The 25,979-nt window shown below is 61.4% G+C and carries 21 protein-coding genes and 1 pseudogene; 13 read left to right on the plus strand and 9 right to left on the minus strand.

The genetic code is table 11. From position 1 onward, the window contains the following. Window positions 1-78: 78 nt before the first annotated feature. Window positions 79-2,328 (minus strand): TonB-dependent siderophore receptor, encoded by a 2,250-nt coding sequence (locus KGP22_RS05700; protein ID WP_115874453.1) that lies wholly within the window; start codon window positions 2,326-2,328, stop codon window positions 79-81. Window positions 2,329-2,472: 144 nt separating this feature from the next. Here KGP22_RS05700 and fes point away from each other — a divergent pair, with 144 nt between their 5' ends. From fes to entF, 3 genes are read left to right on the plus strand one after another with little or no spacing between them, the layout of a single operon-like run. Beyond that, the gene (gene fes / locus KGP22_RS05705) at window positions 2,473-3,672 is read left to right on the plus strand and encodes an enterochelin esterase (RefSeq protein WP_223581532.1); all 1,200 of its coding nucleotides are present in this window, start codon (window positions 2,473-2,475) and stop codon (window positions 3,670-3,672) included. A gap of 10 nt (window positions 3,673-3,682) precedes the next feature. Next, on the plus strand, window positions 3,683-3,895 hold the full coding sequence (locus tag KGP22_RS05710) for an MbtH family NRPS accessory protein (RefSeq protein ID WP_149366052.1): 213 nt from the start codon (window positions 3,683-3,685) through the stop codon (window positions 3,893-3,895). Further along, window positions 3,892-7,749, plus strand: a complete 3,858-nt coding sequence (gene entF / locus KGP22_RS05715) for an enterobactin non-ribosomal peptide synthetase EntF (RefSeq protein ID WP_223581533.1) — start codon at window positions 3,892-3,894, stop codon at window positions 7,747-7,749. The genes KGP22_RS05710 and entF overlap by 4 nt, the downstream gene beginning before the upstream one ends. Window positions 7,750-7,836: 87 nt before the next feature. Here entF and fepC read toward each other — a convergent pair whose 3' ends face one another. From fepC to fepD, 3 genes are read right to left on the minus strand one after another with little or no spacing between them, the layout of a single operon-like run. Continuing rightward, complete coding sequence (gene fepC, locus KGP22_RS05720) at window positions 7,837-8,631, minus strand: iron-enterobactin ABC transporter ATP-binding protein (RefSeq protein WP_223581535.1); 795 nt, start codon at window positions 8,629-8,631, stop codon at window positions 7,837-7,839. After that, window positions 8,628-9,617: an iron-enterobactin ABC transporter permease gene (gene fepG / locus KGP22_RS05725; RefSeq protein ID WP_127732739.1), complete on the minus strand. Its 990-nt coding sequence runs from the start codon at window positions 9,615-9,617 to the stop codon at window positions 8,628-8,630. The genes fepC and fepG overlap by 4 nt, the downstream gene beginning before the upstream one ends. Next, entirely contained in the window at window positions 9,617-10,621 is a 1,005-nt protein-coding gene (gene fepD, locus KGP22_RS05730) for a Fe(3+)-siderophore ABC transporter permease (RefSeq protein ID WP_223581537.1), read from the minus strand. Before fepD ends, fepG begins: the two co-directional genes overlap by 1 nt. Window positions 10,622-10,729: 108 nt before the next feature. Between fepD and entS the strand changes: the two genes are divergently transcribed. Next, window positions 10,730-11,977: an enterobactin transporter EntS gene (gene entS / locus KGP22_RS05735; protein ID WP_223581539.1), complete on the plus strand. Its 1,248-nt coding sequence runs from the start codon at window positions 10,730-10,732 to the stop codon at window positions 11,975-11,977. A 46-nt stretch (window positions 11,978-12,023) separates the two neighbouring features. On the opposite strand, the gene fepB is transcribed toward entS, so the two are convergent. After that, window positions 12,024-12,983, minus strand: coding sequence for a Fe2+-enterobactin ABC transporter substrate-binding protein (gene fepB / locus KGP22_RS05740; RefSeq protein WP_223581541.1), 960 nt, complete (start codon window positions 12,981-12,983; stop codon window positions 12,024-12,026). 188 nt (window positions 12,984-13,171) lie between these two features. Here fepB and entC point away from each other — a divergent pair, with 188 nt between their 5' ends. The 7 genes from entC (at window position 13,172) to KGP22_RS05775 (ending at window position 20,558) form a co-directional block, all read left to right on the plus strand. Beyond that, complete coding sequence (gene entC, locus KGP22_RS05745) at window positions 13,172-14,347, plus strand: isochorismate synthase EntC (RefSeq protein ID WP_223581543.1); 1,176 nt, start codon at window positions 13,172-13,174, stop codon at window positions 14,345-14,347. Between the two features lie 9 nt (window positions 14,348-14,356). Next, a complete protein-coding gene (gene entE / locus KGP22_RS05750; RefSeq protein ID WP_223581545.1) occupies window positions 14,357-15,967 on the plus strand; it encodes a (2,3-dihydroxybenzoyl)adenylate synthase EntE in 1,611 nt (536 codons plus the stop codon). Between the two features lie 10 nt (window positions 15,968-15,977). Then, the gene (locus KGP22_RS05755; protein ID WP_223581547.1) at window positions 15,978-16,832 is read left to right on the plus strand and encodes an isochorismatase; all 855 of its coding nucleotides are present in this window, start codon (window positions 15,978-15,980) and stop codon (window positions 16,830-16,832) included. Continuing rightward, window positions 16,832-17,587: a 2,3-dihydro-2,3-dihydroxybenzoate dehydrogenase EntA gene (entA, locus tag KGP22_RS05760; RefSeq protein WP_111964424.1), complete on the plus strand. Its 756-nt coding sequence runs from the start codon at window positions 16,832-16,834 to the stop codon at window positions 17,585-17,587. The genes KGP22_RS05755 and entA overlap by 1 nt, the downstream gene beginning before the upstream one ends. Then, window positions 17,588-18,001 carry a proofreading thioesterase EntH gene (entH, locus tag KGP22_RS05765; RefSeq protein WP_136195332.1) on the plus strand — a complete coding sequence of 138 codons (414 nt, stop codon included), beginning with the start codon at window positions 17,588-17,590 and terminating at the stop codon, window positions 17,999-18,001. A gap of 149 nt (window positions 18,002-18,150) precedes the next feature. Next, window positions 18,151-20,256 (plus strand): pyruvate/proton symporter CstA, encoded by a 2,106-nt coding sequence (gene cstA / locus KGP22_RS05770; RefSeq protein ID WP_223581549.1) that lies wholly within the window; start codon window positions 18,151-18,153, stop codon window positions 20,254-20,256. Window positions 20,257-20,360: 104 nt separating this feature from the next. Beyond that, on the plus strand, window positions 20,361-20,558 hold the full coding sequence (locus KGP22_RS05775) for a YbdD/YjiX family protein (RefSeq protein WP_006809671.1): 198 nt from the start codon (window positions 20,361-20,363) through the stop codon (window positions 20,556-20,558). Here the strand turns inward: KGP22_RS05775 and KGP22_RS05780 are convergent. The 4 genes and pseudogenes from KGP22_RS05780 to KGP22_RS05795 all read right to left on the minus strand — a co-directional run bounded on the left by KGP22_RS05780 (window position 20,555) and on the right by KGP22_RS05795 (window position 23,308). Continuing rightward, complete coding sequence (locus KGP22_RS05780) at window positions 20,555-20,959, minus strand: helix-turn-helix transcriptional regulator (protein ID WP_111964421.1); 405 nt, start codon at window positions 20,957-20,959, stop codon at window positions 20,555-20,557. The genes KGP22_RS05775 and KGP22_RS05780 overlap by 4 nt on opposite strands. After that, window positions 20,940-21,235, minus strand: a pseudogene (locus KGP22_RS05785) (type II toxin-antitoxin system RelE/ParE family toxin). The gene KGP22_RS05780 and the pseudogene KGP22_RS05785 overlap by 20 nt, the downstream one beginning before the upstream one ends. 183 nt (window positions 21,236-21,418) lie before the next feature. Beyond that, entirely contained in the window at window positions 21,419-22,162 is a 744-nt protein-coding gene (locus KGP22_RS05790) for a 3-oxoacyl-ACP reductase family protein (protein WP_223581551.1), read from the minus strand. A 57-nt stretch (window positions 22,163-22,219) separates the two neighbouring features. Continuing rightward, window positions 22,220-23,308 carry an oxidoreductase gene (locus KGP22_RS05795; RefSeq protein WP_223581553.1) on the minus strand — a complete coding sequence of 363 codons (1,089 nt, stop codon included), beginning with the start codon at window positions 23,306-23,308 and terminating at the stop codon, window positions 22,220-22,222. A 158-nt stretch (window positions 23,309-23,466) separates the two neighbouring features. Between KGP22_RS05795 and KGP22_RS05800 the strand changes: the two genes are divergently transcribed. Next, window positions 23,467-24,969: a sugar ABC transporter ATP-binding protein gene (locus KGP22_RS05800; protein WP_223581555.1), complete on the plus strand. Its 1,503-nt coding sequence runs from the start codon at window positions 23,467-23,469 to the stop codon at window positions 24,967-24,969. After that, window positions 24,966-25,961: an ABC transporter permease gene (locus KGP22_RS05805; protein ID WP_223581557.1), complete on the plus strand. Its 996-nt coding sequence runs from the start codon at window positions 24,966-24,968 to the stop codon at window positions 25,959-25,961. The genes KGP22_RS05800 and KGP22_RS05805 overlap by 4 nt, the downstream gene beginning before the upstream one ends. The last annotated feature ends 18 nt before the right edge of the window (window positions 25,962-25,979 follow it).

Genomic DNA, 25,979 nt, shown 5'->3' on the forward strand with positions numbered 1-25,979 from the left:
CCTCTATCAATAAATAGTGCGGCCTGATGCCCTCACCCAGCCCTCTCCCACAGGGAGAGGGAGGCGTTGTTGCCTTTATCAGAATCGCGTATTTACGCTCATATACCACGTGCGGCCTGGCTCATTATAGGTATAAGCCCCCGCGCCGTACATATACGCGCCGGTGGTGGCGTTCCCGGTCGTCTGGGCATTACCCGCACGCCACTGGCGCTTGTCGAAGACGTTATCCACGCCGCCGGTCAGGCTGACGTTTTTGGTCATGTCCCAGGTCGCGCTAAGGCCAACGATGCTGTACGGACTGACCTCGTCTTTTTCAGACCCGGTCACAGGCTGACCTTTATAGTTGTACTTCTTCGGCTGCTGCTTGCCGTACCAGGTAAAGGTCGACTGGAGCGACACGTCCTGATGAACCTGCCAGCTCAGTGTCGAGTTCAGCGTGTACTCTGGAATGATCGACAGACGATCGCCGGTCTCCTTGTTCTTGCTCTGCAGCATGTAGGTGATGTTGTTGGTCCAGTTAATGGTGTCGCTGACCGGTACGTTCAGGGAGCCTTCCAGCCCCTCGACCACCGCCTTCGGTACGTTTTCCCACTGGTAGATATCCGTCTTCACTTTACCGGACGAGGTGTGACCGATCGGCGCGTAGCCCGCTTCGATCTTGTCGCGGTAGTCGTTACGGAACCAGGTCACGCCCGCCAGCCAGCCGTCGCGTTTCCACTCCAGGCCAATCTCTTTGTTGATGCTGGTTTCGGCCTTCAGGTCGTCGTTACCCATCATGTAGCAGCCCACGCCGTCGGAGCTGGCGTAGCAACCCTGACCTTTGCTGTAGAGCAGGTAGTTCGGGTTGGTCTGGTACAGGCTCGGCGCTTTGTAGGCGCGGGCGATCCCCATCTTCAGCGTGAAGTCATCCCCCAGACCCTGCGACAGGTTAAGTGACGGGCTCCAGTTGTTGCCGACGATGGTGTGATGGTCGAAGCGCAGGGCAGGGGTCAGCATGGTGCTGTCGGTCAGCTCCATGTTGTTCTCGGCGAACAGCGAGAAAATCTCTGCCGAGGTGTACGGGCTGCGGTCGTTGCTCATGCCCGGAATGATGCCGCCCTGCTGGGTTTGCGTGAAGGAGGTGGAGTCCTTCATACGCTGCTGGTTCCACTCGGTGCCCAGCGTCAGGTTCTGGTTAACGAGGAAATCAATCGGCAGGTTGATTTCACTGTGCAGCATCACGTCGGCTAGGTCGGTGTCGGTAAATTTATTGCTGTTGAACAGCCCTTCCAGACCGCCCGCCAGCCCTTCGCCCAGACGGGAGTTGCGGGTGTGCTCGTACTGCGCCCAGTTGCTGGTCGTGATGCCGTTATCCCAGCCGCCGTTCCAGGTCACCGCGAAGTTCTGGCGATAGATACGGTTGGTCTCTTTGCCGTAGTTCTTCTTCACCAGGCCGCTGGAGCTGTTGTCGTTGTTGGTGTTCTGGGTATCACCGGCGTAGAGGTTATTCTGACGGCTGTAGCCCGCCTCAAATTCCAGGGACTGCATCGGCGCAAAGTCCCAGCGCACCACGCCGTTGATGTCTTTATTTTCCACCCCTTCACGGCCCGCGGGCAGCGTGTCGGCGTAGGCACCGGTTCGGTCAGACTGGTGACCCTGGTTGATGTCCCACGCGTCGGCCTGGGTTTTGTCCAGATTACCGAACATGCGGAAGCTGAAGTCGCCGCCCAGCGGGCCGCTCAGGCTGAAGTTGGTGCGTTTGGTGGAACCTTCATCCTTGTGCTCAGGCGCATTCAGGTAGGTGTTCCAGGAGCCGTGCCACTGGTCGTCGAATTTTTTGGTGATGATGTTCACCACGCCGCCTGCCGCGCCGTTGCCATAGCGCGCGGCGGCCGGACCGCGGATCACTTCGATGCGCTCGATCATCTCCGGCGGCACCCAGCCGGTATCGCCGCGGGTGTCGCGCTCGCCGCGCCAGCCCAGACGGATGGAGTTACGGCTGGTCACCGGCTTGCCGTCGATCAGGATCAGGGTGTTTTCTGGCCCCATGCCGCGGATATCAATCTGACGGTTATTCCCGCGCTGGCCGCTGGTGGAGTTACCGGTCAGGTTAACGCCCGGCATGGTGCGGATGATTTCCGCCACGTCCCGCGCGGGCGGGTTTTTACGTATCTCATCGGCGGTGATGGTCGATACCCCCGGCGCCTGCAGATTCTGCTCGGCGGCGGTGATCACCATCGTGTCTTCGTGCTGCGCAGAGGCGGTGTTGTCGTCTGCCAGAGCGGGCAGCGCGACGCCGTAAATCCCTAAATTGACCAGCAAGGCCAGAGAGTGAATCTTCTTATTCATTGTACGTCCTGCTTTTGTGGTTGTTTTATGAGCGCTTCCCACAGCGCGGGCACTACGCTATTGCAAATGCAAATAGTTATCAATAATATTATCAATAAAATTTGCTCTGAAACAAAAAAGACTGTTAAACATGAGGTTATAAGGGTGACGGCGTTAACAACGGGAAGTGAGGCGTGGTGGCAGTCTAAAAACGGGCCTGAATGGAAGCCGGAAAAGGGAAAATATCGCGTCACGTTCTGGTGGCGTGACCCGGCAGGAACGCAAACAACGTCACCGATCAAACGCGTCTGGCTCTACGTCACCGGCGTGACCGATCATCACCAAAATGCCCGTCCGCAGTCCCTCAAACGCATTCCCGATACCGACGTCTGGCAGTGGCAGGGTGAGTTCAGCCCCGAGTGGCGCGGAAGCTACTGCTTTATCCCTTCCGTGAATGAAAACGATTTTGCCAGCGTCGTGTTTGAAGGCGAGCAGCCGGAACGCATGGCGCTGCGCGAGGGCTGGCGCAAGCTGCTGCCGCACGCGGTTTCAGACCCGCTGAATCCGCAGAGCTGGCGCGGCGGGCGCGGCCATGCCGTCTCCGCGCTGGAGATGCCGGACGCGCCGGTTCAGCCGGGCTGGAATCATCCCGATACGCCGTATCAACCTCCGATTTGCATTGAGTGGGAAAGCGCGCGCCTGAAAAATCGCCGCCGCATCTGGATTTTCACCTCCGGGGGCGACAACCCGGAACGTCCGCTGGCGGTGCTGCTCGACGGGCAGTTCTGGGCCGAAAGCATGCCGGTCTGGCCTGCGCTGGCGTCTCTCACCGCCGAGCGCAAATTACCGCCTGCGGTCTACGTCTTAATCGATGTTATCGACATGCAGCATCGCAACCGCGAGCTGCCGTGCAATCCCGATTTCTGGCTGGCGGTGCAGGAAGAACTTCTCCCCCTTGTCCAAAAAAGCGCGCCGTTCAGCGACCGCGCCGACCGTACGGTGGTCGCAGGGCAAAGCTTTGGCGGGCTCGCGTCTCTTTATGCAGGCCTCAACTGGCCGCAGCGTTTTGGTTGCGTGCTCAGCCAGTCCGGCTCCTACTGGTGGCCGCACCGCGGCGGGCAGCAGGACGGGCTGTTAATCGAACAACTTAAAGCCGGTGAAATATCCCCTCGCGGGCTACGCATCATTCTTGAAGCCGGGCGCAACGAGCCGCTCATCTTCCGCGCGAATCAGGCGATTTACGCCGAACTGCACACGCACCAACCGGTTATCTGGCGTCAGGTTGACGGCGGACACGATGCGCTTTGCTGGCGCGGTGGGCTGACGCAGGGGCTGATGACCCTCTGGCAGCCGCTTATTCACTAACGGAGTCTGTATGGAATTCAGCAATCCTTTCGATAATCCGCAGGGACAGTTCGCCATTTTGCAAAATGACCAGGGGCAGTACAGCCTGTGGCCGCAGCAGTGCGAACTGCCGGCAGGGTGGCGCGTAGTGTGCGAAGCACAGTCTCAGGAGGCGTGCCAGCAGTGGCTGGCGGAATACTGGCAAACGCTTGAGCCGTCTCACTTTGCGGGAGAGAACGCATGAACCGTCTTCCTCTCGTCGCTGCCCAGCCGGGTATCTGGATGGCGGAACAGCTGTCCACGCTGCCAAACGCCTGGAGCGTGGCGCACTACACCGAGCTGAAAGGCGATATTGATGCGCCACTGCTGGCAAAAGCCATTGCCGCAGGCATGATGCAGGCCGATACCCTGCGCATGCGCTTTGCGGAAGAAAACGGTGAGGTGTGGCAGTGGGTGGATGACACCTTCATTCTGCCGGAACCGCCCGTTGTTCGCGTTGATTCCCACGCCGCCGCCGTGGCGCTGATGGAATCCGATCTTAAACAGAACCTGCGCGTCGACAGCGGCCAGCCGCTGGCGTTTCACCAGCTGATTCAGGTCGGTGAAAACCACTGGTACTGGTATCAGCGCTATCATCATCTGGTAGTGGATGGCTTCAGCTTCCCGGCCATTACCCGCCAGATCGCCGCAATTTATGCCGCGTGGAAAAAGGGCGAAACCACGCCTGAATCCCCGTTTACGCCTTTTGAAGAGGTAGTGGGCGAGTACCAGCGCTATCGCGACAGCGAGGCGTACCGGCGCGACGGCGCGTTCTGGGCCGAGCAGCGTAAACAGCTGCCTTCTCCGGTCTCGCTCTCTTCCGCGCCGCTGCCTGGACGCGCCGCCACGACCGATATTCTTCGCCTGAAGGTTGACGCCGACGGTCGCGCCTTTAGCCAGCTTGCGCAGGCGGCAGGGCAGACGCAGCGTACTGAACTGGCGCTTGCGCTGGTGGCGCTGTGGCTGGGCCGTCTTACCGGACGCCTGGACTACGCCGCCGGGTTTATCTTTATGCGCCGCATGGGGTCTGCCGCGCTGACCGCGACCGGCCCGGTGCTTAACGTCCTGCCGCTGGCGGTCAATATCGATCCCCAGGAGAGCCTGCCCTCGCTGGCGCTGCGCCTGGCGAACCAGCTGAAAAAAATGCGCCGCCACCAGCGTTACGACGCCGAGCAGATCGTGCGAGACAGCGGGAAAGCGGCGGGTGATGAAGCGCTGTTTGGTCCCGTGCTGAACGTTAAGTTGTTTGATTATCAGCTGGATATCGACGGCGTAGAGGCTATCACCCACACGCTGGCGACCGGACCGGTGAACGATCTGGAGCTGGCGTTGTTCCCGGACGAGCAGGGCGGATTAAGCATTGAGATCCTCGCCAATAAGCAGCGTTACGATGAAGCGACGCTGAAGCGTCACGTCGCTCGCCTGAACGAGATGCTGATTCAGTTTGCGGCCAACCCGGACCTGCGCTGTGGTGAAGTGGAAACCGTTTCTGAACAGGAATACGCGCAGCTTGCGCGCATCAACGATACAGGACTGGCGCTGCCGTCCACCACGCTCGCGGATCTGGTGGCGGAACAAGCGAGCAAAACGCCGTACGCCCCGGCGCTGGCGGATGCGCATATTGCGCTGAACTATAGCCAGATGCGCGAGCAGGTCGTCGCGCTGGCAAACCAGCTGCGCGAGCGCGGCGTGAAGCCGGGCGACAGCGTGGCGGTGGCCCTGCCGCGTTCGGTATTCCTGACGTTAGCATTACACGGCATTGTGGAGGCGGGCGCCGCGTGGCTGCCGCTCGACACCGGCTACCCGGACGACCGCCTGCGGATGATGCTCAAGGACGCGAAGCCGTCCCTGCTCATTACCACTGACGAACAGCTTCCGCGCTTTAGCGATCTGCCGATTACTCCCTTTAGTTACAACACACTCTTACCGGCCACCGCTGCTGAACCGCTGCGTCTGGCGAAGCCGGAGCAGACGGCGTATATCATCTTTACCTCCGGTTCGACCGGGCGTCCGAAAGGGGTCATGGTCGGCCATACCGCTATCGTCAACCGCCTGAAGTGGATGCAGGATCGCTACCCTCTGAACGCGGGCGACGTGGTGGCGCAGAAAACGCCGTGCAGCTTTGACGTGTCGGTGTGGGAGTTCTGGTGGCCGTTTATCGCCGGGGCGAAGCTGGTGATGGCCGAGCCGGACGCGCACCGCGATCCGCAGGCAATGCAAAGCTTCTTCGCCCACTACGGCGTGACCACCACCCACTTCGTGCCGTCGATGCTGGCGGCGTTTATTGCCTCACTGACGCCGGAAAACGTCGGGTGCTGCAACACGCTTAAGCAGGTGTTCTGCAGCGGTGAAGCGCTGCCGACGGCGCTGTGCCGTGAGTGGGAAGCGTTGACCCATGTGCCGCTGCATAACCTTTACGGCCCGACGGAAGCGGCGGTAGACGTCAGCTGGTATCCGGCGTATGGCCCTGAGCTGGCGGCAGTTGCAGGCAACAGCGTGCCGATCGGCTTCCCGGTGTGGAACACGGGCCTGCGCATTCTGGATGCGATGATGCGCCCGGTGCCGTTCGGCGTGGCGGGCGATCTCTACCTCACCGGCATTCAGCTGGCGCAGGGGTATCTGGGCCGTCCGGACCTCACCGCCAGCCGCTTTATTGCTGACTCGTTCGCTCCCGGCGAGCGCATGTACCGTACCGGCGACGTTGCCCGCTGGCTGGATAACGGCGCGGTGGAATATCTCGGCCGCAGCGACGATCAGCTAAAAATTCGCGGTCAGCGCATTGAGCTGGGCGAAATCGACCGGGCGATGCTGTCGCTGCCGGACGTGGCCCAGGCCGTGGCGCACGCCTGCGTCTTCAACCTGGCGGCTGCAACGGGCGGCGATGCCCGTCAGCTGGTGGGGTACGTGGTTTCTGGATCCGGTTTACCGCTGGATCGCGACGCGCTGCTGGAATCGCTCAAAGCCCAGCTGCCGCCGCATATGGTGCCGGTTGTGCTGCTGCAAATCAGCGCGCTGCCGCTGAGCGCCAACGGCAAGCTTGACCGCAAGGCGCTGCCGCTGCCGGAACTGACCCGCAATACCTCCGGGCGGGCGCCGGAAAGCGAAACCGAAATCGCCGTCGCGCGGGCTTTTACCGCGCTGCTGGGCTGCGAGATCAATGACATCGAGGCGGATTTCTTTGCCCTCGGCGGCCACTCGCTGCTGGCCATGCGTCTGGCGGCGCAGCTTAGCCGCACGTTCAACCGCAAGGTGACGCCGGGGCAAATTATGGTCGCCTCCACGGTGAGCAAGCTTAGCGCGCTGTTGGATTCGGCGATAAGCGACGAGCAGGCGCAGCGTCTGGGGTTTGAAACGCTTCTGCCGCTGCGTGAGAGCGACGGCCCGACGCTGTTCTGCTTCCATCCGGCGTCCGGCTTCGCCTGGCAGTTTAGCGTCCTGGCGCGCTATCTCAGCCCGCGCTGGTCAATCATCGGCGTTCAGTCGCCGCGTCCGGACGGCCCGATGCAGCAGTGCGCGGATCTCAATGGGGTGATCGAACATCATCTGAACACGTTGCGTAAGCAGCAGCCGCAGGGGCCGTATTACCTGTTCGGCTATTCCCTCGGCGGCACGCTGGCGCAGGGCATTGCGGCCCGCCTGCGCGAGCAGGGTGAAGCGGTGGCGTTCCTCGGCCTGCTGGACACCTGGCCGCCGGAAACCCAGAACTGGGCGGAGAAAGAGGCCAACGGCCTCGACCCGGCGGTGTTGGCGGAAATTGAGCGCGAGCGTCAGGCGTTTATCGCCGCGCAGCAGGGGCAGGGCTCCAGCGAGCTGTTTAACGCCATTGAGGGCAACTACGCCGATGCGGTGCGGCTGCTCACCACGGCGCACAGTTCACGCTTTAACGGTAAAGCGACGCTGTTCGTTGCCGAACACACGCGAACGATGGATCCGCAGGCCGCCTGGGCACCGTGGGTGGGGGAGCTGGAGGTGTACAGCCAGGATTGCGCCCACGTGGATATCATTTCACCGCAGGCGTTTGAGAAAATTGGGCCAGTGTTGAGGAATATTTTGGGGTAACGTCAAAAGCGCCGGGTGGCGGCTACGCCTTACCCGGCCTACGGGAGCCGAGTGTAGGCCGGGTAAGGCGTAGCCGCCACCCGGCAATTACCGCCGACCTAACGGCACCACCAGCGGCGTTCCCGCCACCGGATCGTCAATAATCATGCAGCGCATACCGTAGATCCGCGCGATCAGCTCCGGCGTGACAATCTCCTTCGGCGCGCCCTGGGCCACTATCTCCCCGTCGCGCAAGGCAATCAGGTGCGTGGCGTAACGGCACGCCTGGTTTAAATCGTGCAGCACCGCCGCCAGGGTGTAGCCCTGCGTGCGGTTCAGCTCGCTCAGCAGCTCCAGCAGGTCAATCTGATGGCTGATGTCGAGCCACGTTGTCGGCTCGTCCAGCAGCATGATCGACGTCTCCTGAGCCAGCACCATCGCAATCCACGCTCGCTGACGCTGGCCGCCGGAGAGGGTGTCCACGCTCTGCCGGGCGAGATCGGCGATCCCCGTCGCCTGCATCGCGCGGTTCACCGCCTCGTCGTCCTCTTTACGCCAGCGGGTAAACAGCGGCTGGTGCGGGTAGCGCCCGCGAGAGACCAGCTCCTGCACCGTGATGTCCCCCGGCGTAGTGGCGTTTTGGGCCAGCAGCCCGATGCGGCGTGCCACCTCTTTGCTGGCGAAGCGCTGGATCTGCTCCCCGTCGAGGAATACGAAGCCCTCCACTGGCGTCATCAGGCGGCTCAGCGTGCGCAGCAGGGTCGATTTGCCGCAGCCGTTCGGGCCGATAATCGCGGTGAAGTGTCCGTCCGGAATGGCAACGGTTAAGTCTCGGGCAATGATTTTTTTGCCGTAGCCGAGGGTGAGATGTTCGCCGCGCAAGCGGGTGGTTGTGTCTGTCATTTCTTGCGTGACTCCTGAACGAGCAAGACGATGAGGTAAATCCCGCCGAGGCTGACGGTCACTACGCCCACCGGCAGTTGATAAGGCATAAACAGCTGCTGGGCGCAGAGATCGGCGGCCAGCAGCAGCAGCGCGCCGCACAGCGCCGCCTGGGTTAATCCCCAGCGCGCCGTCCCGCTAAGACGTCGCGCGATATGCGGTGCCACGAGGGCGATAAACGAGATTGGCCCGGCGATCGCCGTAGAGGCTGCGGTCAGCAGTACGGCGACCAGCATCAGCATCAGGCGCGAGCGCTCGACACTCACGCCCAGCGCGCAGGCGCTGTCGTCGCCCATCTCCAGCAGCCGCATGCGGCGAACCAACAGCAGCGCGCCGATAAACATCAGCACAATCAGCGGCGCGGCGGGCCAGGTTTTGCCCCACGTCAGGCCGTTAAGGGAACCTGCGTACCACAGCCCGGCGGAAAGCGCCGTTTCCAGCGAGGCCTGCAGCAGCAGCCAGGTATTGAAGGCCATCAGCATCGCACGTACGCCGATACCGATAATGATCAGCCGGAAGGTATCGATGCCGTTGCGCCAGGCCAGCAGCCAGATAACCAGCGACGTCAGAATACCGCCCGCCATTGCCGTAAAAGTGATGGCCGTCAGGTGCTGGCCGAACAGCACCATCGCCACCAGCACGCCGCTCCAGGCCCCGGTGTTGAGTCCCATCACGTCCGGGCTGCCGAGCGGGTTGCGCATTAGCGACTGGAATATCGCACCGCTGACGCCGAGCGCCGCACCTACCAGAATCGCCATCGCCACGCGCGGCAGGCGCCATTCGGTGACAACCATGGTGATATTGCGCGGCGCGCTGCCGAGCAGGGCGTTAAGCACCTGAGAAAAATCGAGCGTCACCGCGCCGCTGCGCAGGCTCCAGACCGCCAGCAGCAGAATGAGGATACTTAGCAGCGAGACGCTGGTGAGTAAACGACGGGACGGGGCCATCATGCGCCACCTCCGCGTCTACGACGAACCAGGAAGATCAGCACCGGCGCGCCGATAAAGGCGCTGACCACCGAGACGCGCAGCTCGCCCGGCACCAGCAGGCGACCCAGCACGTCGGCAAACAGCAGCAGCGCAGGAGTAGCCAGCAGCGTGACCGGCAGCGACCAGCGGTGATCCGTCCCCACCAGCCAGCGCGCCATGTGCGGCATCATCAGGCCGATAAAGGCAATCGGACCGACCACGGCGGTCGCGCTGCCGCACAGGACGGTGATGGCAAGCAGGCCAATCAGCTGCGTGCGCGCCACGCGGTTGCCTAGAGCGGTAGCGGTGTCGCTGCCGAGGCTCAGGCTGTTGAGCGCCCGGCTTAAAAACAGCGCCACGGCGGCAGCAATAATGACCGGGAACGCCACCACTTTCAGGGTTTCAAGGGTGCGGATATCCAGCGAACCGGCCTGCCAGAAGCGCAGTTGGTCGTAGACGTCCGGGTTGAGCAGGGCGATGCCGTTAGATAAGCCTTCCAGCACCGCCGCGAGCGCCACGCCCGCCAGCGTCAGGCGTACCGGACTCAGCTGGCCGCCGCCCTGGCTGCCGGTAAATGCCACTAGCAGCGAGGCGGCCAGCGCGCCGCAGAAAGCCATCGCCAGCTGTTCAGAGGGAGAAGTAAACCCAAACAACGCCGCGCCGAGGACGATGGCAAAACTGGCGCCAGAGTTAACGCCGAGAATACCGGGGTCCGCCAGCGGATTGCGGGTGAGGGTTTGCATCAGGGCACCGGCAAGGCCGAGTGCACCACCGGCCAGCAGCCCGGCAAGGGTGCGGGGCAGGCGAGCGTCGAGCACGATAGTGCAGTCAGCGCTTTGGCAGGTGCCAGTAAGTGCATCAACGATGACGGAAGCGGGAAGCGGCTTCGCGCCGACCAGCAGGCTGAGTGCAGTCGCAAGGATCAACAGCAGCAATAAAACGGGCACGGCAATGGCGCGCACCGAAGAAGAGGAAAACGACATAGCAACATCCATGATTTGATAATGATAGTGATTATCGTTATCTATCTTATTTGGCTATGTTAGCATGTGCGCCCATGGAATGGGTAGAATTACACTCAAGGCTTTGTCATGAATCAAAAATCCTGGCTGCTTAACCTCAGCCTGCTCAAAACGCACCCGGCCTATCGCGCGGTGTTTATCGCTCGCTTTATCTCCATTTTATCCCTCGGCCTGCTCGGCGTGGCCGTGCCGGTCCAGATCCAGACCATGACGCACTCCAGCTGGCTGGTGGGGTTATCGGTTACCTTAACCGGCGGGGCGATGTTTATCGGCCTGATGGTTGGCGGCGTGCTGGCGGACCGCTACGAGCGCAAGACGCTGATCCTGCTGGCGCGCGGCACCTGCGGCGTGGGCTTTATCGGGCTGTGTCTGAACGCCATGCTGCCTGAGCCGTCGCTGATCGCCATTTATGCCCTGGGGCTGTGGGACGGCTTTTTCGCCTCGCTGGGCGTGACGGCGCTGCTGGCGGCGACGCCCGCGCTGGTCGGGCGAGAAAATCTGATGCAGGCGGGGGCGATCACCATGCTCACCGTGCGCCTCGGCTCGGTGATTTCACCGATGGTGGGCGGCCTGCTGCTGGCGACCGGCAATGTGGCGTGGAATTACGGGCTGGCGGCGGCAGGGACCTTTATCACCACGCTGACGCTGCTGCGCCTGCCGCGGCTGCCGCCTCCGCCGCAGCCGCGTGAGCACCCGCTGAAATCGCTGATGGCCGCGATTCGTTTCCTGTTCAGCAACCCGCTGATTGGCGGCATTGCGCTGCTCGGCGGCCTGCTGACCATGGCGAGCGCCGTGCGCGTGCTGTATCCGGCATTAGCGGGAGAGTGGCAGATGAGCGCCTCGGAGATTGGCATTCTCTACGCGGCCATTCCGCTCGGCGCGGCGTGCGGGGCGCTGACCAGCGGCAACCTGGCGCAGAGCGCGCGTCCGGGGCTGATTATGCTGCTTACCTCTCTGGCGTCGTTTATCGCCATCGGCTTCTTTAGCCTGATGCCGGCGTGGGCGCTCGGGGTGTTGTGCCTGGTGATTTTCGGCTGGCTGAGCGCCATCAGTTCGCTGCTGCAGTACACCCTGATCCAGACCCAGACGCCGGAAGGGATGCTCGGGCGCATCAACGGCCTGTGGACGGCGCAGAACGTCACGGGCGATGCCATTGGCGCGGCGATCCTCGGCGGGCTGGGGGCGATAATGACCCCGGCGGCGTCGGCGAGCAGCAGCGGGTTTGCGTTAGCGATGGTTGGCGTGATTTTGTTAGTGGCGTTGGTGAAATTGCGGCGGTTCAGGCAGGAGGTTGTGTTGAACGACGGTGTGGCCTGATGCCCTCACCCCGGCCCTCTCCCACAGGGAGAGGGAGGGAAAATGCCTACTTAAACAACGTATTCAATCTGTCTAACACCAGCATCGCGCTGTAATAATCCAGGCGGAACGTCTCGGTTCCCAATGCCCAAACCCGTTTGTTTTTCACCGACGGCAGATGCGCCAGCAGCGGGTTGGCGTAAATCGCATCCACATCTTTCTGGTCGCCGGCAAACACGAACAGCCCTTCGCCGTTCAGTCCCGTTGCCAGGTTTTCACCGCCCAGCTGGATAATATCGTGCCGTTTTCCCTGGCTTTTAGAGGTGTGCAGCCCGGCGGGCAGGTCCGCCAGCGTAAAGCCCAGCTGGTGCAGCAGCTTGCCCTGCGCTGATTCCGCGGTCCACAGGTTGGCGCTGTGCGCGGCGGCGGTGTAGACGATGGCGTTCACCGGCTGCGGCGGCAGCTTCATCTGCTGTTTCACCTGCGCGAGCTGTTTATCAAACGCGGCAATGCGCTCTTCGGCCTGTTTTTCCTGCCCGGTGATGGTGCCCAGTTGCGTCAGCAGTGCCTGCCAGCTCTTGTCGTCGTAGTTGATGATAAGCGTCGGCGCGATGGCGGAGAGCTGATCGTACAGCGCCAGCGCGGAATCACCGCCGGTGGCGCTAATCAAAATCAGATCCGGCATTTGTGCGGCGACCGCTTCGGCGCTCGGTTCGCCAATATACATCCGTGCAACCTGACGCTGTTTCGCAATATCGCCCCACTGGCGCAAAAAGCCCTGCGCATCGGCCACGCGGTTGTTCGGCGTGGTCGCGCCGCTGGCGACGACCGGGGCGTCAATCGCCAGCAGGGAGCCGGTTAAGGTCACGCTGGTAGAGACAATGCGCGTCGGTTTGCTCTCTAGCGTGTGAACGCCGCGGCTGTCAGTCACCTGACGCGGCCAGTCGGCGGCAGCGGCTGAGGTAAGTCCTAACACAAAAAGCGCCAATAAAAGCAGGGGATTACGGAAAATGGCAGGGAATTTCACAGCGCGGGATCCTGTTTTTGTTGAAGATAATGCTTCTCATTTTCATGGCTGCAGCATCTGGATGCAAGCTTTTGTCGCACAAGTTATTTGCCCGACGGTTGACAGCGGAGCGATGTGGGATTAGGTTAGCCGACGAAAATATAAATGATAATCATTATTGCTTCTTTTATCATTTCAAGGAGGATGATATGGATACGTCCCTGGCTGAGGAAGTTCAGCACGCCGCAACCACGCTGGAATCAGACCGTTTTTTCTTTATGTCGCCTTACCGCAGCTTTACCACGTCCGGCTGCTTTGCCCGCTTCAGTGAACCCGCAGTTGGCGGTGACGATCCGGCGGGTCGCTTCCAGCAAAAATTAGCCCAGGCCTTCCTGAATGCGAAAGCCAGCGGTATCGCTCATCCGGTGATGGTAGGGGCTATCCCGTTCGATACCCGCAAGCCGTCCTCTCTGTTTATTCCCCAACGCTGGCAGACCTTTTCCCGTCCGGCACGTCAGCAGTCTGCACGCTATTTTTCCGGCTCGCAGGCGCTGAAGGTGGAACAACGCACCGAGATCCCGCCGCAGCCCGTTTTCGAAGAGATGGTGGCTCGCGCCGCGTCGCTCACCGCCACACCGCAGGTGAACAAGGTGGTGCTGTCGCGCCTGATTGATATCGCGACCGACAAACGCATGGATAGCGGCGCCCTGATGGAGCGCCTGATCGCCCAGAACCCGGCGAGCTTCAACTTCCACGTGCCGCTGGAAGACGGCGGCGTGCTGCTCGGCGCCAGCCCTGAACTGCTGCTGCGCAAAGAGGGCGCGCACTTTAGTTCGCTGCCGCTGGCAGGCTCGGCGCGTCGTCAGCCCGATGATGTATTAGATCGCGAAGCGGGCAATAAGCTGCTGGCCTCTGAAAAGGATCGCCACGAGCACGATTTGGTGACCCAGGCGATGAAGGCCATTCTGGCACCGCGCAGCCATCATCTCACCATGCCTGATTCTCCTCAGCTGATCACCACGCCGACGCTGTGGCATCTGGCGACGCCGGTTGAAGGTGACGCGCGTGAAAACGAAAACGCCCTGACCCTGGCCTGCCTTCTGCACCCGACCCCGGCGCTGAGCGGTTTCCCGCATCAGGCGGCGAAAGAACTGATCGCCGAGCTGGAGCCGTTCGACCGCGAGCTGTTCGGCGGCATCGTCGGCTGGTGTGACAGCGAAGGCAACGGCGAGTGGGTGGTGACCATCCGCTGCGCGCGTCTGCATAAAAATACCGTTCGCCTGTTTGCCGGCGCGGGCATTGTTACCGCCTCCTCGCCGGTGGGCGAGTGGCGCGAGACGGGCGTGAAGCTCTCCACCATGCTCAACGTATTTGGTTTGCACTAAGGAAGACTCATGACCATCCCTTTTACCCGCTGGCCTGAGGAATTCGCCCGCCGCTACCGTGAAAAAGGCTACTGGCAGGATCTGCCGTTGACCCACATCCTGACGGATCGCGCGGACAGCGATGCCGTGGCGATAATTGACGGCGAGCGGCACATTACCTACCGCGCGCTGAATCAGGCCGTAAACAACCTGGCCTCAGCCCTTCAGGGGCGAGGGCTGCACCGCGGCGAGACCGCGCTGGTGCAGCTCGGCAACGTGGCCGAGTTCTACATCACCTTCTTCGCGCTGCTGCAAATCGGCGTCGCGCCGGTCAACGCGCTCTTTAGCCACCAGCGCAGCGAGCTGAACGCCTACGCCGCGCAGATCAACCCCGCCGTGCTGATCGCCGATCGCGACCACGCGCTGTTTGCGGGCGATGACTTCCTCAACGCTTTCGTGGATGAACACCGTTCGGTACGCGTCGTGCTGCTGCGCGGCGATAAGGGTGAACATGCCCTGGAAGCGGCGATGGCCCGTCCGGCCGACAACTTCATCCCGAACCCGACGCCCGCCGACGAAGTGGCCTTCTTCCAGCTCTCCGGCGGCAGCACCGGCACGCCGAAGCTGATCCCGCGCACGCATAACGACTACGACTACAGCATCCGCCGCAGCAACGAGATCTGCGGCATTACCGCCGAAACGCGTTACCTGAACGCGCTGCCCGCGGCGCACAACTACGCCATGAGTTCGCCGGGATCGCTGGGCGTCTTCACCGCGGGCGGCTGCGTGGTGCTGGCGAACGATCCGAGCGCTACGCTCTGCTTCCCGCTGATTGAACGGCATCAGATTAACGTCACCTCGCTGGTCCCGCCGGCGGTGAGCCTCTGGCTGCAGGCGATTGCCGACGGCGCGGGCAGCGCGCAGCTTAAATCACTGAAGCTGCTGCAGGTGGGCGGCGCGCGCCTCTCCGCCACGCTCGCGGCGCGCATTCCGGCGGAAATCGGCTGCCAGCTTCAGCAGGTGTTCGGCATGGCGGAAGGGCTGGTGAACTATACCGCGCTCGACGATGCGCCGGAGCGCATCATCAACACCCAGGGCCGCCCGATGTGCCCGGACGACGAAGTGTGGGTGGCCGACGAGCACGGCAACCCGCTGCCGCGAGGGGAAGTCGGACGCCTGATGACGCGGGGGCCGTATACCTTCCGCGGTTATTTCAACAGCCCGGAACACAATGCCAGCGCCTTTGACGCCGACGGCTTTTACTGCTCCGGGGATCTGATCGCCATCGACGAGCAGGGCTACATCACCGTGCAGGGTCGAGAGAAAGATCAGATCAACCGCGGCGGGGAGAAGATCGCCGCCGAAGAGATCGAGAACCTGCTGCTGCGCCATGAGTCGGTGATCCACGCCGCGCTGGTGAGCATGGAGGACAGCCTGCTGGGCGAGAAGAGCTGCGCGTATCTGGTAGTGAAACAGCCCCTGCGCGCGGTCGAGGTGCGTCGCTTCCTGCGCGAGCAGGGCGTTGCCGAATTCAAGCTGCCGGACCGCGTGGAGAGCGTGGATGCGCTCCCGCTGACGCCGGTCGGCAAAGTCGATAAGAAACAGTTGCGCCTGTGGCTTGCTGAACGCGCCCGGGGCTGAGGAACAGAGTATGGCCATCCCAAAATTAACCGCTTACGCGCTGCCAACCGCCGCAGAGTTGCCGACCAACAAGGTGAACTGGGCGTTTGAGCCCGAGCGCGCGGCGCTGCTGATCCACGATATGCAGGAGTATTTCCTGAACTTCTGGGGCGAAAATAGCACGATGATGCAGCAGGTAGTAGCGAACATCGCTAAACTGCGCGCGTACTGCAAAGAACACAATATCCCGGTTTACTACACCGCGCAGCCAAAAGAGCAGAGCGATGAAGACCGCGCCCTGCTGAACGACATGTGGGGGCCGGGCCTGACCCGTTCGCCGGAGCAGCAGCGCATCGTCGCTGAGCTGACCCCGGACGAAGCGGACACGGTGCTGGTGAAGTGGCGCTACAGCGCATTTCACCGCTCGCCGCTGGAGCAGATGCTGAAAGAGACGGGCCGCAACCAGCTGCTGATTACCGGCGTGTACGCTCACATCGGCTGCATGACCACCGCCACCGACGCCTTTATGCGCGACATTAAGCCGTTCTTTATTGCCGACGCGCTGGCAGATTTCACCCGTGACGAGCACCTGATGTCCCTGAACTACGTGGCCGGGCGTTCTGGCCGCGTGGTGATGACCGACGAGCTGCTGCCGTCCGTTCCGGCCTCGAAAGCCGCGCTGCGCGAGCTGATCCTTCCGCTGCTGGACGAGTCCGACGAGCCGATGGATGACGAAAACCTGATCGACTACGGCCTGGATTCAGTGCGCATGATGGCGCTGGCCGCCCGCTGGCGCAAAGTGCACGGCGATATCGACTTCGTGATGCTGGCAAAAAATCCCACTCTCGACGCCTGGTGGGCGCTGCTTTCCCGCGAGGTGAAGTAATGGCGGGATTCGATTTTACCGGCAAAACCGTCTGGGTGACGGGCGCGGGGAAGGGGATTGGCTACGCGACTGCACTGGCGTTTGCCGAAGCAGGCGCGCAGGTGACCGGATTCGATCTGGCCTTCCCGCAGGATGATTATCCGTTTGCCACCGAAACGCTGGACGTGGCGGATGCCGCACAGGTACATGAGGTGTGCGGGCGCGCGCTGGCTTCGCTCGAACGGCTGGACGTGCTGGTCAACGCCGCGGGCATTCTGCGCATGGGGGCGACGGACCAGCTCTCGCAGGATGACTGGCAGCATACCTTCGCGGTCAACGTCGGCGGCGCGTTCAACCTTTTCCAGCAGACGATGGGCCAGTTTCGCCGCCAGCAGGGCGGGGCGATAGTCACCGTGGCGTCCGACGCGGCGCACACGCCGCGCATCGGCATGAGCGCCTACGGCGCATCGAAAGCAGCGCTGAAAAGCCTGTCCCTGACCGTCGGGCTGGAGCTGGCGGGCAGCGGCGTGCGCTGTAATCTGGTGTCGCCGGGCTCAACGGATACCGATATGCAGCGCACCCTGTGGAAAAGCGACGACGCGGAGCAGCAGCGCATCCGCGGCTTCGGCGAGCAGTTTAAGCTCGGCATTCCGCTGGGCAAAATTGCCCGCCCGCAGGAGATAGCTGCGACCGTGCTGTTCCTTGCCTCCGATGCCGCCAGCCACATCACCCTGCAGGATATCGTGGTGGACGGCGGCTCCACGCTGGGGGCGTAAATGATCTGGAAACGTCATTTATCGCTTGAAGAACTGAACGCCACCAGCGTGAATACCCTGGTGGCGAACCTGGGCATCGTCTATACCCGCCTCGGGGATGACACGCTGGAAGCGGAGATGCCGGTAGATGCGCGAACCCATCAGCCGTTTGGCCTGCTTCACGGCGGTGCCTCGGCGGCGCTGGCGGAAACGCTCGGCTCAATGGCCGGATTTCTGATGACCCGCGACGGGCAGAGCGTGGTGGGAACGGAGCTGAACGCCACGCATCATCGGGCAGTTTCCCACGGCAAGGTTCGCGGCGTGTGTCAGCCGCTGCATCTTGGGCGTTCGAGCCAGAGCTGGGAGATTGTGGTCTTCGACGAGCAGGGGCGGCGGTGCTGCACCTGCCGGTTGAGTACGATGGTGCTGGGCTAGCCCAGGCAGATCAAAGTGATCGGCTTAACACTGTGGTGTAAATCTCTGGTTTGACCACGCATTATTGCGTTTCAAAGTTGTTAAATTTTTCCGGTTGTTCTAGAAACAAAATGTAACATCTCACTGTTTCACAACAACGGACAACAACTATGAACAACTCAGGGAAATACCTTACATGGGCAGGGCTCTCCGTTGTGGGAGCCTTTGCCCTGGGCTTTATCGCCCTCAACCGGGGGGAACAGATCAATGCGCTCTGGATCGTCGTCGCCTCGGTCTGCGTTTACCTGATCGCCTATCGTTTTTATGGCCGCTATATCGCGAAGAACGTCCTGGGCGTTGACGCAACGCGCATGACGCCTGCCGTTCGCCATAACGACGGTCTGGACTACGTGCCGACCGATAAGAAAGTGCTGTTCGGTCACCATTTTGCGGCGATTGCCGGGGCAGGGCCGCTGGTGGGGCCGGTGCTGGCGGCGCAAATGGGCTACCTGCCGGGGATGATCTGGATCCTCGCGGGCGTGGTGCTGGCGGGGGCGGTACAGGACTTTATGGTGCTGTTCGTCTCTACCCGCCGCGACGGACGTTCGCTGGGTGAGCTGGTGAAAGAGGAGATGGGGGCAACCGCCGGGGTGATTGCGCTGGTGGCGACCTTTATGATCATGGTGATCATCCTCGCGGTGCTGGCGATGATTGTGGTGAAAGCGCTGACCCACAGCCCGTGGGGGACGTACACCGTTGCCTTTACCATTCCGCTGGCGCTGTTCATGGGGATCTACATCCGCTACCTGCGTCCGGGCCGGATTGGTGAAGTGTCGGTGATTGGCCTGGTATTCCTGGTGTTCGCCATTATCTCCGGCGGCTGGGTGGCGGAAAGCCCGACCTGGGCGCCGTTCTTCGACTTTACCGGCGTACAGCTGACCTGGATGCTGGTGGGCTATGGCTTTGTGGCGGCGGTGCTGCCGGTATGGCTGCTGCTGGCTCCGCGTGACTATCTCTCAACGTTCCTGAAAATCGGCACTATCGTCGGGCTGGCGATCGGCATTCTGATTATGCGCCCGACCCTGACCATGCCTGCATTAACCAAATTCATCGACGGTACCGGCCCTGTCTGGACCGGCAATCTCTTCCCGTTCCTGTTTATCACCATCGCGTGTGGTGCGGTGTCGGGCTTCCACGCTCTGATTGCCTCCGGTACCACGCCGAAGATGCTGGCGAATGAAAATCAGGCCTGCCTGATCGGCTACGGCGGTATGCTGATGGAGTCCTTCGTGGCCATTATGGCGCTGGTCTCCGCCTGCATTATCGACCCGGGCGTGTATTTCGCAATGAACAGCCCGATGGCGGTCCTGGCCCCGGCCGGCACCGTTGACGTGGTAGCGTCTGCCGCGCAGGTGGTGAGCGGCTGGGGCTTTGCGATTACGCCTGAAACGTTGACGAGCATCGCCAGCGAAGTGGGCGAGCAGTCGATTATCTCCCGTGCAGGCGGCGCGCCGACGCTGGCGGTCGGCATGGCGTATATTCTTCACGGCGCGCTGGGCGGGCTGATGGATGTGTCGTTCTGGTATCACTTCGCCATCCTGTTTGAAGCGCTGTTTATCCTGACGGCGGTGGATGCGGGAACCCGTGCGGCGCGCTTTATGCTGCAGGATCTGCTGGGCGTCATCTCCCCGAACCTGAAGCGGACCGATTCGCTCCCGGCGAACCTGCTGGCGACGGCGCTATGCGTGCTGGCGTGGGGGTATTTCCTGCATCAGGGCGTGGTCGATCCGCTGGGTGGGATTAACACCCTGTGGCCGCTGTTCGGTATCGCCAACCAGATGCTGGCGGGCATGGCGCTGATGCTCTGCGCGGTGGTGCTGTTCAAGATGAAGCGCCAGCGTTACGCCTGGGTGGCGCTGGTGCCAACCGCGTGGCTGCTTATCTGTACCCTGACGGCGGGCTGGCAGAAAGCCTTCAGCCCGGATAATAAGGTGGGCTTCCTGGCGATTGCCAACAAGTTCCAGGCGATGATCGACAGCGGCAAGATCCCGGCACAGTACACCGAATCACAGCTGTCGCAGCTGGTGTTTAACAACCGTCTGGACGCCGGGCTAACCATCTTCTTTATGGTGGTGGTCGTGGTGCTGGCGTTGTATTCTCTCAGGACCGCGCTGGCGGCGTTGAAAAACGATAAGCCAACGGCGAAAGAGACGCCGTACGAGCCGATGCCTGAAAACCTGGAAGAGATTGTGACCCAGGCGAAAGGGGCGCATTAACCTGTGTGCCGGGTGGCGGCTTCGCCTTACCCGGCCTACATTTCTTATCCTCCCTCTCCCTTTGGGAGAGGGGCGGGGTGAGGGAAACAAACGAGAAATGACCTATGTTCGACACTCTATCCAAAGCAGGTAAGTACCTGGGCCAGGCCGCCAAAATGATGATTGGCGTGCCGGACTACGACAACTACGTCGAGCATATGCGCGTCAACCATCCGGACCAGACGCCCATGACCTACGAAGAATTTTTCCGCGACCGCCAGGATGCCCGCTACGGCGGCAAGGGCGGAGCGAAGTGCTGTTAACCCTCTTTCGGTAAATAGAGGCTGATCTGTTCCTGCTTACAGCCGTAGATCGCCGCCAGCTTTTTGCGGGTGCGCTTTTGCGGACGGGAGTCCAGCGCTTCCAGCTGTGATACGGCGGACTGGCTGATGCCGAGTTTCTCCGCCACCTCCTGCTGGGATAGCCCGCGCAGGATACGCCACGCGGCCTGCAGGCTGACGTTCTCGTTATGCATGACGTCGCATACTTCACCAGGTAATCCTACGTCATCATAACAATCGTGTTCGACTTCAATATCCTCTAGATCATCATCGGTTTCGTCGTCAATTTCTGCCATCTTTAAGCACATACGAAAGTATTCATCATAGGGAATAACGACGTACTGCGCTTTTCCGTCATCGTCCTTAATTAGCTGAACAGCCATAGGGGGCTTTCTCCTCGTGAAGGTAGGTCGTTAATGTTCTGCGCTTGACGGCCAAAACATAACAATGGTTATCGGGATCGTCCCGAAGTGTAATCAGAATGCGGTAATCGCCAACGCGTAGCCGAAAATGATTTTCTGTTGCCGATATTTTTTGATATCGGGCCGGGGAGCAGAGCGATCGTCCAGCTCAGCAAGTTTTGCTTTGATTCTTCGCTGATATCGGCCATCGATTTTGGAAAACTCTTTCTTTGCATTCTTTGACCAGACAATCTTCATCCGTACCTCCACTGTACGCCCGCACAAAATATAAGGAAATAATAAGACTATTAGATAAATTCCGAATTTCTTATGGGGTACTGTAGAGCGGAGAAAAAATACAGGTAAGAGGCAAAACGCAAACCGTCGAGGTAGCTCGAGAAGGCCTCTGCCGGGCAGCAGAGGCTTGCAGAAAAGGTGCGATCAGGCGTTCAACCCGCCGTCCACATCCAGGCCGGTACCGGAGATCTGTCCGGCGGCCGGGCTGGCAAGGAAGGTGACCGCCGCCGCGATGTCTTCCGGCTGGCCGTAGTGGCCGACGGCGATCATCTGGCGCTGAGCTTCCGCCTGTTCGCCGTCTTCCGGGTTCATATCGCTGTTGGTGGGGCCGGGGTGGACAAGGTTAACGGTAATACCGCGCGGCCCCAGATCGCGCGCCAGGCCGCGGGTGAGGGAGTTGAGGGCAGACTTGGTCATCGAGTAAACGGCAATACCCGGCATCGCCACGCGGTTGGCCAGACAGCTGCCGATGTTGATAATGCGCCCGCCGTCAGACATGTGCACCAGCGCTTCCTGAATGGCGATCACCACGCCGCGAATGTTGACGTTGATGAGCGCGTCGATGTCCGCCAGCGTCATAGACTCCAGCGGGCCGCCGCGCGCGATCCCGGCGTTATTGACCAGAATATCCAGCCCGCCAAGGGAACGCGCCGCATGGGTGACGGCATCCTGAATCGCCTGCGCGCTGGCGCTGTCCGCCTGCACGGCTTCGCCGTGTCGTCCCAGCGCCTTAATCTCATTGGCGACCGCCTGGGCTTTATCGGCAGATTTTTCATACGTAATAATCACATCCGCACCGGCGCGCGCCAGCGACAGTGCAATAGCCCGACCCAACCCGCGGCTGGCACCGGTAACCAGCGCCTTTTTACCTGTTAAATCGATCTGCATGATGACCTCGTTACGAGAGTGGTAAGAATCATCATTAGGTATAGACGGTCAGGGAGATTAACGGCTGAAGTATTCCACCTTCTCAAACGCCGCGCGCAGAACCTCAGGCGTTAACGTCACCGGCAGATAATGAATTGACTCCACCGGACGCAGAGTGTGGGCAATCACCTTATCCAGCTCCTCTCGGTTGTTAATATCGACCTCCAGCGCGCGAAGCGTGGTCGGCAGGTTAAAACGCCGATACGCCGAGACCAGCTGTGCCAGCACGTCGTCCTGGCCGAGCAGGGCGCTCTGCACCAGAATGCCGTAGGCCACCTTGGTGCCGTGGAGGTATTTTTCCGTCTGCGGCAGCACGGTCAAACCGTTGTGCACCGCATGCGCCGCCGCCACGCGGGTATAGCGTTCGCCCAGACCGCCGACCATCCCGCCGCCTGCGATAATCGCATCCACCACGTCCCGGAACGCCTGCGTCTGTTCACCGCGCTGCTGGTCAGCCAGGGCTTCCTCACTGCGCTCCAGCAGCACGTCGCGGATAGCCAGCGCGCCGTTGATGCCCAGCCGCACGGTCAGCGGCAGCTTTTCAGGCTGCGGGGCGAGCACTACCGCTTCGTACCACTTCGCCAGCGTATCGCCGATGCCCGCCAGCAGGTATTCCGCGGGTGCGTTAAGGACGATCTGCGGCTCCACCAGTACCAGGAAGTTGGCGTCGTCGAAGATCTCAAAATGCAGCGCCTGACCGGCATCGTTGTACCAGACGGAGAGCGGGGTCCACGCAGCGCAGGTGGCGGCAATAGTGGGGATGCCCACGAACGGCACTCCTAAGCGGCGCGCCACGGCCTTGACGGCATCGAGCACCGCGCCGCCGCCAACGCCAATCACCACGCTGGCGTCGCTGCCGGATTCATTCACCAGATGGGTGACGTCGCGCTCGCTGCAGTGGCCTTTAAACAGCAGGTGTTTCGCCCCCGGCGCATTAAAGCTCTCCGGCAGGAAAGGGCGCGCGCCTTCGATCGCGCGCTCGCCGTAGATCCACACCGCGCGGGAAAGCTGTTCAGGGGTAAAGAAGTCATTCAGATGCGCAAGGCTTCCAGAATGAGAGAAGTAGTTCGCCGGGCCAGGCACGACGCGAATATCGGTGTTGCTCATGATGGTGTCCTTTTTGGGAAGCGCTAACCCGATGTTATGTCTGGACATCCGGATGGCTAATAATATTTCGCTTTAACTTATGCCTTTTCCGTCGTTGTCAGTCAACCGGAGCTGTGAAAAATTCGATAAATCAGAAGAGTAATGAAGGATTTACGCGGATGGTTTCCAGTCGCCTTGAAATGCGCGGTATCAGCCTGGCCTTTTCCGGCTTTCAGGCGCTGTCGCGCGTGAATTTCACCTTATCCGGCGGCTCCGTACACGCGCTGACCGGCGCCAACGGCGCGGGAAAATCGACGCTGATGGCGGTACTGTGCGGGACGCACGACCACTATGAGGGCGAGATCAGCATTAACAACCAGCCGGTAAGCATCCGCGAACCGCTCGATGCCAAACGGCTGGGGATCCACCTTGTGCAGCAGGAGGTGGACGTGGCCCTGATCCCGGGGTTAAGCATCGCCGAGAACATCATGCTCGACCAGCTGGCGCAGCCGGGGCATCGCTTCAGCTGGCGCGCGATCCGTCAGCAGGCGAGACAGGCGCTGGCGCAGCTGGATGTTTCTCTGGACGTACGCCGTTCCATCGACAGCTGCACGCTTGCCGAAAAGCAGCAGATTTTGCTGGCGCGGGCGCTATCCCACCACTGCCGTTTTTTGATTCTTGATGAGCCCACCGCGCCGCTGGACGCGCACGAGAGCGAGCGCCTGTTTGCGGTAGTCAGACGCTTAAAGCAGCAGGGCATCGGCGTGGTGTTTATCTCCCACCGCATTCACGAGCTGAAGGCCATCTGCGACACCCTGACGGTGCTGCGCGACGGCAAGCTGATTGAGTCCGGACCGATGGCCGATCTTAGCGGAGAAGCGATCGTCGAGAAGATGCTCGGCCACGTGCTGAGCGATATCTATCCGCCCGCGCGGCCGCCGCACGGCGAAGAGACGCTCCTGCGGGTAGAAGGTCTGCACGACGACGCGCTGCTGAAAGATATCTCCCTGCACCTGCGCAAGGGCGAAATTCTTGGTATTGCCGGGCTGGCGGGGGCGGGAAAAACCGAACTCTGTAAGGCGCTGTTTGGCGCCAGCAAAAGCCGCGTGGCGCGCGGTGAGCTGAATCAACAGCCCTGGCAGCCGCGCGACCCGGCGGACTCGGTGCTGCGCGGGCTGGCGCTGGTGCCGGAAGAGCGGCGCAAAGAGGGTATTTTTATCGACGAGCCGGTAAGCATGAACCTTGCCGTGTGCGCCGATAACAGCTTCTCGCGCTGGAGCCTGTTCGGTCATCGTCAGGCGTGGCGCTGGGCGGAGGAGGTGATCGCCCGCGTCGGCGTTCGCGCCCGCGGTCCCGGGCAGGTTTTGCGACGTCTCTCCGGCGGTAACCAGCAGAAGGTGGCTATCGGCAAGTGGCTGCGCAATGACGCGAGCGTGCTGATCTTCGACGAGCCGACCAAAGGCGTGGACGTGAAGGCCAAAACCGATCTTTTCCAGCTGATTGACGGCCTGGCGCGCGAGGGCAAAGGGGTGATTTACGCCTCCGGCGAATTTGCCGAGCTGGTCGGGCTGTGCGACCGCATCTGCGTCCTGTGGGACGGGCGCATCGTGGCGGAAATCGCCGGGACCGAGGCCCGTGAAGAGACACTACTTTATTATTCAACCGGAGGAACGGCGTCGTGAGCAAGGCCCTTTCAGTAAACGCGACGGCGTCTGGCCGTCAGCAGATTTTCGATTTTCTCTACAGGTGGGGCATGTTGCTGACCGTCGTCGCGCTGGTGGCCGTCTTTGGCCTGGCGTCGGACAGCTTCCTCGATCCGAACAACATCATCAACATTCTGCGCTCGATTGCCATCGTGACGGTGATTGCCATAGGCGTGTCGATTTCGCTGACCATCGGCGGATTCGATCTCTCCGTGGGGTCTACCGCGTCGCTGGCGAACGCGCTGGTGATTTCCCTTTTCGTCTGGCACGGCTTCGGCACCACCGAGTCGATTCTGATTACCCTCGCGCTCTGCACGCTGGTGGGGCTGTTTAACGCCTTTCTGATCGTCATCCTGCGCATTCCGGACATGCTCGCGACGCTGGCCAGCCTGTTTGTGATCCAGGGCGTGGCGATGACCTACAGCTACGGCGGGTCGATTACCGAAAACATGGTGCTGCCGAGCGGCGATATGGCGGAAGGGACTATTCCGGCGGCGTTCAGCCTGCTGGGACAGGTGCCGATCATTGTGATCGTCATGCTGGTGGTGACCGTGCTGGCACAGCTGGGGCTGTCGCTCACCACTCACGGACGCCGGATGTACGCCATTGGCGGTAACCCGGAAGCGGCGCGTCTCTCCGGCATTCGCACCACCCGCTACAAGGTGGCGGCCTACGTGATTGCCTCCCTGCTGGCGGGCCTGGGCGGGATTTTGCTGGCCTCGCGCATTGGCTCGTCGCAGGTGAACGCAGGCGGCGGATATCTGATGGATGCGGTGGCGGCGGCGTGGATTGGCTTCTCGCTGGCCGGGTCCGGCAAGCCGAACGCGCTGGGGACCCTGGTCGGGGCGGTGATTCTCGGCGTGCTATCGAACGGGCTGGTGATGCTCTCCGTGCCGTATTACGCCATGGACATTATAAAAGGGCTGGTGCTCGCGGTAGCGCTGGCGATTACCTACATACAAAAACGCTGACAACACAACGGGATAAAA

This window comes from Enterobacter sp. JBIWA005 (assembly GCF_019968805.1).
GTDB classification, from domain to species: domain Bacteria; phylum Pseudomonadota; class Gammaproteobacteria; order Enterobacterales; family Enterobacteriaceae; genus Enterobacter; species Enterobacter vonholyi.

Bases quoted from the DNA above. Each gene is read 5' to 3' on its own strand.
- KGP22_RS05795 (WP_223581553.1), bottom strand. From the start codon at position 23,308: ATGAGCAACACCGATATTCGCGTCGTGCCTGGCCCGGCGAACTACTTC.
- KGP22_RS05780 (WP_111964421.1), bottom strand. From the start codon at position 20,959: ATGGCTGTTCAGCTAATTAAGGACGATGACGGAAAAGCGCAGTACGTC.
- KGP22_RS05800 (WP_223581555.1), top strand. From the start codon at position 23,467: ATGGTTTCCAGTCGCCTTGAAATGCGCGGTATCAGCCTGGCCTTTTCC.
- KGP22_RS05755 (WP_223581547.1), top strand. From the start codon at position 15,978: ATGGCCATCCCAAAATTAACCGCTTACGCGCTGCCAACCGCCGCAGAG.
- entS (WP_223581539.1), top strand. From the start codon at position 10,730: ATGAATCAAAAATCCTGGCTGCTTAACCTCAGCCTGCTCAAAACGCAC.
- fepG (WP_127732739.1), bottom strand. From the start codon at position 9,617: ATGGCCCCGTCCCGTCGTTTACTCACCAGCGTCTCGCTGCTAAGTATC.
- fepC (WP_223581535.1), bottom strand. From the start codon at position 8,631: ATGACAGACACAACCACCCGCTTGCGCGGCGAACATCTCACCCTCGGC.
- KGP22_RS05700 (WP_115874453.1), bottom strand. From the start codon at position 2,328: ATGAATAAGAAGATTCACTCTCTGGCCTTGCTGGTCAATTTAGGGATT.
- KGP22_RS05790 (WP_223581551.1), bottom strand. From the start codon at position 22,162: ATGCAGATCGATTTAACAGGTAAAAAGGCGCTGGTTACCGGTGCCAGC.
- entC (WP_223581543.1), top strand. From the start codon at position 13,172: ATGGATACGTCCCTGGCTGAGGAAGTTCAGCACGCCGCAACCACGCTG.
- KGP22_RS05775 (WP_006809671.1), top strand. From the start codon at position 20,361: ATGTTCGACACTCTATCCAAAGCAGGTAAGTACCTGGGCCAGGCCGCC.
- entA (WP_111964424.1), top strand. From the start codon at position 16,832: ATGGCGGGATTCGATTTTACCGGCAAAACCGTCTGGGTGACGGGCGCG.
- entE (WP_223581545.1), top strand. From the start codon at position 14,357: ATGACCATCCCTTTTACCCGCTGGCCTGAGGAATTCGCCCGCCGCTAC.
- cstA (WP_223581549.1), top strand. From the start codon at position 18,151: ATGAACAACTCAGGGAAATACCTTACATGGGCAGGGCTCTCCGTTGTG.
- KGP22_RS05710 (WP_149366052.1), top strand. From the start codon at position 3,683: ATGGAATTCAGCAATCCTTTCGATAATCCGCAGGGACAGTTCGCCATT.
- entH (WP_136195332.1), top strand. From the start codon at position 17,588: ATGATCTGGAAACGTCATTTATCGCTTGAAGAACTGAACGCCACCAGC.
- entF (WP_223581533.1), top strand. From the start codon at position 3,892: ATGAACCGTCTTCCTCTCGTCGCTGCCCAGCCGGGTATCTGGATGGCG.
- fepD (WP_223581537.1), bottom strand. From the start codon at position 10,621: ATGTCGTTTTCCTCTTCTTCGGTGCGCGCCATTGCCGTGCCCGTTTTA.